At 41.4% G+C, this 12,297-nt stretch carries 11 protein-coding genes; all 11 read right to left on the bottom strand.

Annotation, left to right across the window (positions count from 1 at the left end):
- Positions 1-286 precede the first annotated feature (286 nt).
- The 11 genes from G337_RS0124200 to G337_RS29455 all read right to left on the bottom strand — a co-directional run bounded on the left by G337_RS0124200 (position 287) and on the right by G337_RS29455 (position 12,019).
- Positions 287-1,105 (bottom strand): hypothetical protein, encoded by an 819-nt coding sequence (locus G337_RS0124200; RefSeq protein WP_028866139.1) that lies wholly within the window; start codon positions 1,103-1,105, stop codon positions 287-289.
- Positions 1,106-1,158: 53 nt separating this feature from the next.
- Positions 1,159-1,536, bottom strand: coding sequence for an AAA family ATPase (locus G337_RS0124195; protein WP_028866138.1), 378 nt, complete (start codon positions 1,534-1,536; stop codon positions 1,159-1,161).
- Between the two features lie 367 nt (positions 1,537-1,903).
- Positions 1,904-2,932 (bottom strand): protein-glutamate methylesterase/protein-glutamine glutaminase, encoded by a 1,029-nt coding sequence (locus tag G337_RS0124190; RefSeq protein WP_028866137.1) that lies wholly within the window; start codon positions 2,930-2,932, stop codon positions 1,904-1,906.
- A gap of 83 nt (positions 2,933-3,015) precedes the next feature.
- Positions 3,016-3,585 carry a chemotaxis protein CheD gene (locus tag G337_RS0124185; RefSeq protein ID WP_028866136.1) on the bottom strand — a complete coding sequence of 190 codons (570 nt, stop codon included), beginning with the start codon at positions 3,583-3,585 and terminating at the stop codon, positions 3,016-3,018.
- On the bottom strand, positions 3,582-4,352 hold the full coding sequence (locus tag G337_RS0124180) for a CheR family methyltransferase (protein ID WP_281170241.1): 771 nt from the start codon (positions 4,350-4,352) through the stop codon (positions 3,582-3,584). Before G337_RS0124180 ends, G337_RS0124185 begins: the two co-directional genes overlap by 4 nt.
- 126 nt (positions 4,353-4,478) lie before the next feature.
- Complete coding sequence (locus G337_RS0124175; protein WP_028866134.1) at positions 4,479-5,027, bottom strand: chemotaxis protein CheW; 549 nt, start codon at positions 5,025-5,027, stop codon at positions 4,479-4,481.
- A gap of 61 nt (positions 5,028-5,088) precedes the next feature.
- Positions 5,089-7,863: a methyl-accepting chemotaxis protein gene (locus tag G337_RS28025; protein WP_051303586.1), complete on the bottom strand. Its 2,775-nt coding sequence runs from the start codon at positions 7,861-7,863 to the stop codon at positions 5,089-5,091.
- 45 nt (positions 7,864-7,908) lie between these two features.
- Positions 7,909-10,065 carry a chemotaxis protein CheA gene (locus G337_RS0124165; protein ID WP_028866133.1) on the bottom strand — a complete coding sequence of 719 codons (2,157 nt, stop codon included), beginning with the start codon at positions 10,063-10,065 and terminating at the stop codon, positions 7,909-7,911.
- Positions 10,066-10,067: 2 nt separating this feature from the next.
- Positions 10,068-10,394 (bottom strand): STAS domain-containing protein, encoded by a 327-nt coding sequence (locus tag G337_RS0124160; RefSeq protein ID WP_028866132.1) that lies wholly within the window; start codon positions 10,392-10,394, stop codon positions 10,068-10,070.
- Between the two features lie 25 nt (positions 10,395-10,419).
- Positions 10,420-10,803 (bottom strand): response regulator, encoded by a 384-nt coding sequence (locus G337_RS0124155; protein ID WP_028866131.1) that lies wholly within the window; start codon positions 10,801-10,803, stop codon positions 10,420-10,422.
- A gap of 25 nt (positions 10,804-10,828) precedes the next feature.
- The gene (locus G337_RS29455; RefSeq protein ID WP_051303584.1) at positions 10,829-12,019 is read right to left on the bottom strand and encodes a methyl-accepting chemotaxis protein; all 1,191 of its coding nucleotides are present in this window, start codon (positions 12,017-12,019) and stop codon (positions 10,829-10,831) included.
- Between the last annotated feature and the right edge of the window lie 278 nt (positions 12,020-12,297).

Raw genomic sequence — 12,297 nt, 5'->3', positions numbered from 1 at the left:
CAAACCCGTTTGAAAATAAAAAAGCCTTCAGCACTATCGCGAAGCAAAATAAGAGAGGAGCGGCAGGCAAAAACATTTTAAAAGATAAATGTAGCCCAACTAATAAATACAGCCATTCAAGCCGTATATAATTACTGCATACTGTGACCTTGTGAACTAATACTTAAAAAGAAGTTTATTGACTGGCTAAAACAAATAGCGTGAGCAAGATCAACTCAGTAAAAATTGCCGTAACTTTATGTTATACGTTTACAAATTATGTTGTTAATTTTTAGCGAGGCAGTTATCAGCTGCGAATTAACAGTAGAAAACCTTTGATCAGGAGCATAACTATAAACAGTGTTAATGCCAGCACAATGCATATTAGATACAAGACAGCGATAGGATTCAGGCGGCTGCCCAGGTGCTGTAAAGATAAGTAATCTAAATAGGGAACATCAAAATAGCTGCTGCACAGATGCCCTGAAATAATCAGCAGCAGAAAGCATAAAAATCCACTAAAACCGCCTTTTAGATCTTCCGGTGAAGGTGACAGATGTAATGATACTGATGCGCTTAAATAAAACCATAACAGAACGGTTAAAGGCTCCCTTTGATAGTTTGTCAGCAGTACAACCCACAAATTGTGCATAAGCTCAACAGCTGCAGAAAATGAATAGTCTGTAAGGTTGCTCTGACTGCTCAAAGCAAGCAGTTTCAATAAACTGTCACCATCGGGTAAGAGAAGAAGTGTCAGTAAATACACAACCAGCAAACCACCGAACAGAGGGGCTATTCCGATAAAAAAGTTACCTAATACCTGCCAGGGGTTAAGACTGTTGTAGGAGTGATTTACATATCCTAGTGTGCCGTGCCCGTCAGGATTAAAAAAAACTATTTTTTTGATTTTATGAGTAAAGAGAATACAGGCAAGTGCATGACTAAGTTCATGCACCGGTGTGCCGATAACTGCACTGATATAAACCGATTTTCCGCCCAGATTAGCAGACATCAAAGAAAATACTAAACGCTGCAGCAGATATAAAACAGCCGTCAGCACAGTAAATAAACTCAACCCCTGCGCAAGCAGAGTTAGAGGCTCAATAATCCAGTTTAATTCGTTCATATATTTCTGCTAGTCATATTCAGGCCGAAAAATTAATAAATTAATAACAAGGCTTAAACCTGCCAGTTACGTTTCATCTTGTTAATTGTCTGCTGTGATACGCCGTGAATATTAGCGTAATTTCCGCGGCAGGTTTTAATAATTAACCTTGCTTTAGTCTCTTCGGCCAGCTGCCGATAAGGCTGTATTTCCCAGTGCCTGACAAATGTATTAGCAACCACTACATTTTTTCCCTGTTCAAGATGAACGCGGCACTGCTCCTGACACCACTGATGCGCCTCTTTTAAAAGCACAGGATCAAACAGATAACCACCATCGGCCTGGATAAAATACATATCAGCCTCAAGATGCACTGCATTGATAGTTTTAGCTAAGGTGGATTTACCGCTGCCGGGCAGGCCTCGAATTAAGGTTAACTGCAGTTTATTCACTTACTTTCCCTGATTTATTATTTCCCCCTTTTTATACACTAGGTTAGCGATTCACAACAGGGCTTTATCTAAGAATAAACAGCAGGGTTAAATGAATAATAGAAAATCTAAATAACGGCATAGGAAAAATGGATGAAAGCAAGGCATTGATTGCGGTAACTAGTTGCTCTAATTACAAAATCAATAACGAAGCTAGCATTCATTTTAACCAGCATAAATGAATAGAAAATTATTGGATTTGGTATTAAAGACAGAATGCACAGCTCCGTCAGAAACTGCCGAATAACGGTTACATTGAACTGCGCAGCATCCCTGTTTACAGGAGCTGCGCAATTCAAATAAACTGTTAATAGATGTTAAAAATAAATCAGCAGGACATAATAAACTCTGGAATTTCACTCAATGGTATCTCTTTGTCGACTCCGCCTAGTTTTACCGCCTCTTTAGGCATACCGTAAACCACACTTGACTGTTCATCCTGAGCGATAGTTTTACCACCCGCTTCATGCAGCTCTTTCATTCCTTTAGCACCGTCATCGCCCATTCCTGTCATGATAATGCCGACAGCATTACTGCCGGCAGCCGTCGCGACTGAACGGAACAGTACATTCACCGAAGGTCTATGACGGGTCACCAGCGGACCGTCTTTGACCTCAACACGGTACTGGGCACCGCTGCGCCTTAACAGAAGATGCTTTCCGCCGGGTGCAATCAAAACCAAACCCGGGATAACGCGATCATTATTTTTAGCCTCTTTAATGCTGACCTGACAGATATTGTTCAAACGCTGTGCAAATGAAGCGGTAAATGCTTCCGGCATATGCTGAACAATGACCATACCGGGCGACGTTTTAGGTAAACGCGTTAAAATATACTCTATTGCCTGCGTCCCTCCCGTTGATGCCCCCAGTGCAACCAGTCTGTCTGTCGTCTCGGCCATAGCTCTGACCGGCGCTTTAAGCACAATAGGCTGCAGATCTGTTGTGCTGACAGGTTTAACACTAGCCTGGGCGGCCCCCTGAATAGCATTACTCATTAAAATTCTTGATTCCTGTAAAAAATCTTTTAAGTTTACCGTGGGTTTAGTAATAATATCGACCGCTCCAGCACTCATCGCCTCCATTACAACCGCGGCGCCCTTAGTGGTCAACGTAGAGCAGATAACCACTGGAGTTGGTCTTTCCTGCATCAGTTTTTTTAAAAAAGTAATACCGTCCATTCTCGGCATCTCAATATCCAGTACAATGACATCCGGCCAGTCTGCCGGCAGTTTTTTCAGAGCAAAAACGGGATCCGATGCAGATCCGATAACTTTAAACCCGCCAATACTGTTGAGCACCTGTGTTAATACCTGTCGTACTACGGCTGAATCATCAATAATAAAGATCTTTATCATAGCCTGTTCTCTCTGCTAATATTCAATCCTGCTGAATATAAAATATCCACACAACTTAGGTCTCTAAGCTGATTCAGCACCTTTTATTTCATGCTTTGTAATACTTTTTTCCAGTATTTTTTTTCTTCCAGCTGTACTTGATGCTCAACTCCAGAATTAATTTTTTTCATAAACACAGAAAAGTCATGGCCCATAAAATGAATATTGCGCCCATGCCTCCCGCCTAAAGAGGAGCTGATCAGGGGGATTTTTTCTGATTTTAAATACTTATGAATAAAATCCACATTAACATCACCAATCCCCCTGTTTTCCCACGATGATTCCGCAATACTTAACACATCTCCGCCGCCGAAACATTTTGCTTTTAAGTGACGCTTTTTGGCCCCTCTCAGCACCATCGAATGAATTAACAACTCCATCGCATGAACACCGTAACGCCCCGCTTCTGAATTGAGTTTTAGATACGGATCCTGACGGCTGCGGTACGCTAATAAAAAATGATTCATACCCGTTACCCCCCTTACAGGATCGTACAAACAGGCCGCTACGCAGGAGCCTAGCAATGTCGAAATAACTTCCTGATTTGAACTTACATAATATTCGCCAGGCTCAATAATGATTCTCTTAGAGTTTTTATAAGGCTGAATATTCATTTTTTTCTATAGATGGAAGGTTTTACCATCACTAATTTATCGGTTACCCGGGATAAAGTTTCTGAATGACTGATAAAAAAATAACCTCCGGGTTTCAACTTTGAAATAAGCTGTTCAACGACCTTTTTCTTTGTTTCATTGTTGAAATAGATAAGCACATTACGCAGAAAAATAACATCAAACATAGCTATTTTACGGGGCAGACTCAGGGTTAAATTCAAACGGTGAAAACTGACCTTCTGTTTTAACTTGTCAGCGATACAAAATAACCCCTGCTGTGAACGAACCCCTTTCAGGCAGTATTTATTCATTAAATAGGGATCCAGCAGCTCCACTCGATTCATGCCGTAAATACCCCGCGATGCTTTTGTTAAAACGTCCCGGTTTAAATCTGTAGCTAATATATCCCAGGTTTTTGTTCCTGATTTTTCAGCCAGCAGCATAGCCAGTGAATAAGCTTCTTCACCGCTGGAGCTGGCGGCACTCCAGACTTTAAAATGGCCAGTTTTCCATTTGCCTAATATTTCTTTTTCAAAATAGGTAAAATGTTTTGGTTCGCGGAAAAAATATGTTTCATTAGTGGTTAATATATCGACTAATAACTGTAATTCCTGATCATTATCCGGGTGGGTTGCCATATGATAATACTGCTCGTAGCTGGCAAGCTGATAATGGTTTACTCTTTTCTGCAGGCGTCCGCCGACCATCACTTTTTTAGCAGGAGATAAATCAATGCCCGCATGCTGATGGATAAAATTGCGGAACAGTTCAAATTCGGGAGTTGTGATCTGAATAGAAATAGCATTCCCCTAAAAACAGCTGCTGATGAAAATTCAAAAGCAGGCAGAATAGAAGTTATAAACATAAAACCTGTTTGCTGCATAGATACAGCTTTATGCCAAAACAGCAGCAGGCTCAGCAGCAGTCATTAGACTTAATTCAGCCAGTTCTGAAACAGACAGCACCCGGCTTATCTCCAGCAGAATAATAAACTCATCTTCAACACGCCCCATAGCTTGAATAAATTCAACGCGAATATTTGTGCCGAAGGTTGGAGCAGGCTGAATATGATCTTCAGGAATATCTAATATCTCTTTTACCTGATCCACCAGCATGCCCAGGCTCTGTTTTTCATCATTGCAGCTTACTTCCACTAAAACGATACAGCTGCGCTTACTCAGTTCACTGACTTGATGACCTAAACGGGCAGACAGGTCCACAACCGGCACAACATTGCCGCGTAAATTAATCACCCCGCGAATATAGTCGGGAGTCATAGGCACATGGGTAATACTGGTTATTTCAATAATCTCTTTCACATCGTTAATCGCAATACCAAGCGCTTCATCGGCAACTAAAAATGTCAGGTACTGGCCCTGCTGCTCTATAACTGCAGTTTCGTGACTGCGAACCTGATCTTTATTAATGCTTAAATCATTCATGTCAGCTCCTACTTTTAAATTTCAGCAATGCGGTGATTGCCGCACTGCTGTAACAAGACTGTTAAAACTTTTCAAAGTCCTGTTCATTAATATGCACTTCATTTAAATTGGCCGGGCGTGGTATATGCTCCGGACTCACCGCAACCATTGGTCGTTTCAGGTGAATAGAATCCAGCGCAGGGTCAGCTGCTGCACCGCCGCCTTCAATCAGTTTAAAATATGCAACAGACTGCTGTAACTGCTCCGCCTGGCCGCTTAATTCTTCAGAGGTTGCAGCCAGCTCTTCGGAAGCAGCCGCATTCTGCTGCGTCGCTTTATCCAGCTGACTCATAGCTTCACTGATCTGCGCAATACCGCTTGCCTGCTCGCCTGACGATGCACTTATTTCCTGTACTAAATCAGATGTTTTAACAATATTAGGCACTACTTCAGTGATTAACACACCGGCTTTTTCTGCAATATCCACACTGTCACTGGCCAGTTCACTAATCTCCTCCGCAGTAACACGGCTGCTTTCAGCAAGTTTTCTTACTTCAGCGGCAACAACGGCAAAGCCTTTACCATGCTCTCCGGCAGAAGCCGCTTCAATAGCTGCATTCAATGATAATAAATTGGTTTTATAAGAAATATCTTCAATCAGACGGATTTTCTTAGCAATATGTTTCATTGCCGTAACGGTATCCGTTACCGCAGTAGCGCCCTGCTGCGCATCATCGGCTGAGCTGGTCGCCATTTTTTCTGTAACACTGGCATTTTCCGCATTCTGCTGTACAGATGAATTAAGCTGCTCTACCGACGTACTGGTTGATTCAACACTGCTTGACTGTTCAACCGCCCCCTGGCTGATGGTTTGTGCTGTTGCACTGACCTCCTGCGACGCACTTGCTAAATTATCAGCGCCGCTGCGCACGGTTTCAATCACACCTTTTATCTGATCGCGCATTAAAATCAATGCGTTACTTAACTGGCCAATCTCATCCTTCTGATCAACCTCAAGATGAGCAATCAGGTTACCTTTTGATAACTCCTGTGCAAATACAACTCCTTTAATAACAGGCTTGGTGATACTAAGGGCAAAAAAGTAAGCAACAATAATAATTAATATGCAGAAGGCGGCTGAAATCATTGATATATTTTTAATCAGAGTCTCCACCGGGAGCATTATTTCCGCTTTATCAATCTCAGCTAGAATTACCCAGGTTGTACCGCCAACTTCCATTGGAGAATAGGAAGACAATACCTGGTTGCCGTTATAATCCTCAATAACTTTAGAGTCGCTGTTACCGTTGAGGGCATCCTTAACGGCTTCAGTATCTACACCGTTATTTTTGACAGTACCGGCAAAAGAAGCGGCTACAGAATGTCCCGTAGGATCCAGAAATGAATCAGAGCGCATTAATTTATCAGCCCCGACCAGATAGGTTTCTCCAGTTTCTCCCATTCCGTCCCGCTGGTTCATTATTGCGTTGATTGAATCTAAAGAAAGCTGCAGCGCCACAATTAGTTCAACTTTGCCGTCTTTCATATACGGCTGTGCGATAAAAGCAGCCGGCTGATCATTACTCGGCGCATAGGGTGCAAAATCAGTAATACCGTACTGCCCAGTTTGTAAAACCTGGCGTACTAACTTACCCAGTCCTGAATCACGGTATTTACCATTGACCATATTAGTCTGATAATCTTTTTCTTTACCTACACTGTAAAATACCTGTCCGTTAGGGTGAATTAAAAACAGGTCGTAATAACCGTATTTTTCAACATACTTTTCAAAATAATCCTGTTTATCCCCCTTAGTTTTAACCGCTAATACCTCTTCTAAACTACCGGAAGTAATCGAAGCCCAGTTCAATCCATTGATATTTAACGGGCTACTAGCCACCAGTTCAACACTTCCGGTACTGCCGACAACGATTTCCGTTTTAGACTGGCCAGCTAATGCCTGCTTTATAAGTTCACTGGATTTTTTTCCACCTATTTTTCCCGACTTAACAACACGATCGCTTCGGTAGCTGCTGACATTATCTACCTGACCGACCAGATAGGTCTCAGAGGTTTTTCCCATACCGATACGCGGCTGTACAATTGTATTAATCGGATCTGTGGACAACTGCATTGCAATATAACCTTCAGCAAACTGTAACCGGCCGACAACAAATGCGGCCTGATCACCGTTAGAAGGTGCATAAGGTTTAAAATCACCAATTGCTAACTCTTCCTGTCCGCCCTTAACAGCCTGCGCAAACGCGCCGGCTAATGAGCTGTCCTTCAGCAGCTGATCATTTAAAAGGTTCAATCCAAGATCCGACTCTTTAGCCGTACTGTATATAATATCGCCCTGCGGATTGATTAAAAACAGATCATACCAGCCGGTATCATTAACAATATCTTGAAATCGAGGATCGTACTGCTCAACCTGCTGCTGCCACTGTTCAGATCCAATACCGAATTCAAAGACATTATTAATGGCATAAAAACCTTCAGATAAATACGGATCATCCTTAGCAATTTTAATATTTGCTTCCGTCGCTTCAAATAAGTTTTCCATGCTGGATATTTTTAAATCCTGCAGTGCCTGCAGCTTTGACACCTGAGAATCAAGCAGAGCTGATGTTGTTTCCATCAACACACCAAGATCTCCTTCACGCTCATCAAAAAAACGCTCCAGCTGCGAATGCTTAACCGTGCGCATGGCATTGAGCTGCCTAAAAGACTCTTTAAATAATGCATCAGATGCACTTCCCGATGAAAAATACGCGACAATCACCAGCGGAATTAAACTGATCAACAGCATTAATCCAACTAATTTTACCTTCATTGATACATTTTTTAAGTTCATGGCTTACCTTCCAATTATATAAAAAATTACTCAGTTAAAATTACGCTAAACTACCGTTACCTTATTAATTAAACTTTTTACATTAAGGATCAGAGCTACATTTCCATCACCTAATACGGTGGCTCCGCTTAACCCTTCTATGTTTTCAAAAATTTGTCCCAGCGGTTTAATTACCGTCTGCTGCTCACCGTGCAGTTCATCTACCACAAAACCGGCGCGTTCTTTACCAACCCGTACAACTACCAGACTTTGTCTTGCTCTTTTATTAAACTGTTTACCCGGATTAAAGTATTCTGAAAGTTTTAAGTAAGGCATAGCACTGCCGCGCAGATTGACGTAATTCTGCACTGCATCGAGCTGCCACTCTTTTTCATTCATTTCGACACATTCCTCGACCATACTTAAAGGAATAATGTATCGCTCACCATCAGCTCCAACCATAAACCCGTCAATAATTGCCAGCGTTAAAGGCAGCTGTATGGTGATTTTTGTGCCCTGCTGTTCAATGCTGTCAATATTGACACTGCCGCGTAAGCCTTCAATATTTCTACGCACCACATCCATACCGACACCACGTCCGGAAAGATCATTAGCCTGTTTTTTGGTACTTAAACCAGCAGCAAAGATTAAATTATAAATTTCCTGATCGGAAAGATTTGCATCTTCGCTAACAATGCCTTTAGCAACCGCTTTTTCTAATATTTTATCTTTATTAAGACCGGCACCATCATCAACGATTTGAATAACAATATGCCCGGAATCATGAAATGCATTAAGGTGAATTGAGCCCTGCTCTGACTTGCCGGCAGCTAAACGCTGCTCTGGTGATTCAATGCCGTGGTCTAATGAATTACGAATAAGGTGAGTCAACGGATCGTTGATCTTTTCAACAACAGTTTTATCAAGCTCGGTTTCACCGCCGGTTATTTCAAGGTCAATATTTTTACCCAGCTCTTTACTGACGTCCCGAACGACACGTCTAAAACGGGAGAATGTTTCACCAATCGGCACCATTCGCAGCTCTAATGCTGTATCTCTAATATTACTAACCAGTGACGACATGGTTGCCGAGACCTCTTCAGCTTCATCCAGGCCGCTTTTCTCAATCATTAAATCCATAGCGGCACCGGAGATTACCAGCTCACCGACTAAATTAATTAAGTGCCCTAATTTTGTTGAATCAACGCGGATATAGTTGGATTCAGAAGAAACTTTTTGTTTTACCTGCTGCTGTTTTTTTACCGCCTGCTCAACAATTTTCGACTGAATAACATTCTGCTCAACCAGTATTTCACCAATGGGTTTACTCTCTTCTTGAGAATGCTCTTGAGTATGCAGTGCTCTGGCAACATCATTGACGGTTAACACGCCGACCTTAACTAACATCTCCCCTAAACGGGCTGTTTCATCTTCAGGCAGATCCTCTAATAATGCCAAGTACTCTACTGATTTTGCCGAGGGAGCTAATATTTTAATTTCACAGTCATCTGCCGCAAACTCAAAAACGTCTTCAATCTGCTGTTTGTCAGCTTCACTTGAAAAAGCTATTTTATAATGCAGATAGCAGCTTTCCGGATCGAATTCATCTCCTTGCGGAACGGCTTTATCAAAAAGTAAAAGCGCTCTAATCTCTCCTAATGTTTTCAAATAACGAATAAATGACAAAGGATCAACACCCATTCTGAAAGCATCTTTTTTAAACAGAAGCGTGATCAGCCAGTTGCCGCTCAAATCCGCACGGCTTTTTCCTTCAGGAGCACTTTCTAACTCAATATTGTCAGATTTTTCCTGCCCTTTGACTGCTGACGACTGGGCGGATGTTAGACACTCGCTTAACAGCTCGCCGTTTCTCTGCAGTTCCTCTTCTAAAGGCTGCTCCGGATACTCCAGACTGTATGCAAGCAGCCGGGCAGTATGATCGCGGCAGTCTAATAATACTGATATTAGCTGTGCATCGATCTGCCTGCTTCCATCACGCACCTGATCTAATACCGTTTCAGCCTGATGGGTAAAACTAACAATATGGTTAAATCCGAACAATCCGGATGAACCTTTAATAGTATGCATCGCTCTGAATACACAATTAATCACTTCTGCATCATCCGGCGTGTCTTCTAACACAAGCAGTGAACTTTCCATCTCATCCAGCAGCTCTTGTGCTTCCTGGGTAAAGGTAATTAATGCGGCATCTAAATCATTCATGACTATTTCCACTCAGCTGGCAGCACAATAGGATCGGCAAAAAAATCAGTTAAATTAAACAGTTCAATCACCTCGAAAACAGACTGACTGTGATGCAGCAGATTGAAATCACTGCCTAATTTATCAGCTGTTTTTTTCAAAAAAATTAATAACTGTATACCTGCACTGTCAATTTCAGAGACCGCAGACAAATCAATATTTAGTGTCTGCCCGGCCTGCAGATGCGTTAACAGACAATTTTTATGCTCAAGCACGGTATAAATTGTCATTTCGTCATTAATATTTATCAGTGTTTCTAAATCATTTGTATTTGTAATTTCAATCGCCATCAGCAGACTCCAGCAGCAGTAACGTTTAAGGCAGGACCAGTTTTGAAACGGCTGTTAATAACATTGGAGGCTGAAATGGTTTAACTAACCATGCTTTAGCTCCCGCCCCTCTTCCCTGCTGTTTTTTGGAATCGGAGGCTTCCGTTGTTAACATCATCATCGGGGTAAATTTATATGCCGGTAATTTTTTTGCTTCTTTTACCAGGGTAATACCATCCATAAACGGCATATTTACATCAGTAATAATGAGGTTGATTTTGGTTTTATTTGCCTGCGATACTTCCAGCTTTGCCAGCGCATCTTTACCATCATTGGCGGTAATCACTTCAAAACCAGCCCCTTTCAGAGTCAGACTTACGACTTGTCTAATTGATGCTGAGTCATCAACAACCATAATTGTTTTAGCCATATCTGGTGCCTATTTAGTTTATAAGTTAAAAAAATGTCAGATCATCACCTGTTGCTGCATCATCCGTTTTTTTACCAGGATCGACTGCGGCCTGGTGATTAAGCAGCTCTTCGGGCATGGTGTAGCGCAGCTCCATACTGTCCATAATCTCTTTTACCGATATCGACTGCTGCGCTTTATCCTGTAACTTAACAGCATGATGTCCAGCAGCTATTTTCAGCAGATCATTGAGATTACTTTTTGCATGCTCAAGCATCTGACAGACTCGATCCTGAAACTGCAGCGTGGTTATCACCTGGTAGATATCTTCTTGAACTTTGCAGTTATTTTCCGTTAATATTTCTGTACTTTTTTCAAACAGGGTTAACGACTCTTTTATTTCAGATAAAACACCTTCTATATGTGTCTCTAATTCACAGATACTTTTTTCATCTGAATTTCTAGTTACCTCTACAGTAGCTAACGTAGATTTCATTGCATCATTTATGGCACTAACCGTTGAGCTGATCCGTTTACCTGTTGCCGCAGAGCTTTGTGCTAGTTTTCTAACCTCATCAGCAACCACCGCAAAACCGCGCCCCTGCTCGCCGGCTCGAGCAGCTTCAATAGCTGCATTTAACGCCAGCAAGTTGATATTTTCAGCAACGCTGCGCACCTCTTTCGCCATCTCATCCAGCTGCAAAGTATGTGCTGATAAAGTTCTAATCTCTTCAACCATACTCATTTCAGCATCATTAAGGCGATTCAGCTCTTCAAACACCTGCAGCAGAACCGCTTTTGAATCAGTTAACAGATGATCAATCAGACTGCCTCTGCCCCCGGACTGATTTGCTTCAATCTGACTAATCTGCTCGGTCATCAAAACAAAGGTGTCCGTTAATGTTGTTATCTCTTTTTCCACAAAATCTTTAGATACATTTATCTGCTTCTCAATAACAGGAATCACTTCAACAAATAGATGTTCAAAATCGCTAACTGCCTGCTCTATTTTTAAGTTTTGAGGCTCCTGCTTAGCAAGCAGAGACTGATATTGAATCAGATTTTTACTGTTAACTTTACTGACAAGTAACACAGCAGTAAAAATGATCGTCACCAGCAAAATAGGAAACACAGTCAGAACATTAAGAATCTGTAGTTCAGCAAGAACATTGATAACTGCAGCCAGTACAACAGATGCGAGAAAAGAAATAATATAAATGTATTTATCGCGATGCATTACCACCTCAAATTAATAAATATATAGACAAATTTATATGAACAAAACAATCTTAGGCTAGTTCAGCAGTTACGCTTTAACAAAGAAGGGATTAATTATAAAAAGCTATATCAGCTCACAACTTAAAAATAATCGCTTTAATATGGTTGATTTTATTGGAAATTCATACACTCTCTATAGATTTTCATGCAACCGAATATAAGTAACTGACTCTCTTGATATTTTTATTCCACCAGCATTTAACATCATAATTTTACAAGGATAATTTATTGAAACAG

This window comes from Psychromonas aquimarina ATCC BAA-1526 (genome assembly GCF_000428725.1).
Lineage (GTDB): Bacteria > Pseudomonadota > Gammaproteobacteria > Enterobacterales > Psychromonadaceae > Psychromonas > Psychromonas aquimarina.
The sequence above is the reverse complement of the archived record's forward strand: the minus strand, read 5'-3'. Positions and strand labels throughout refer to the sequence as shown.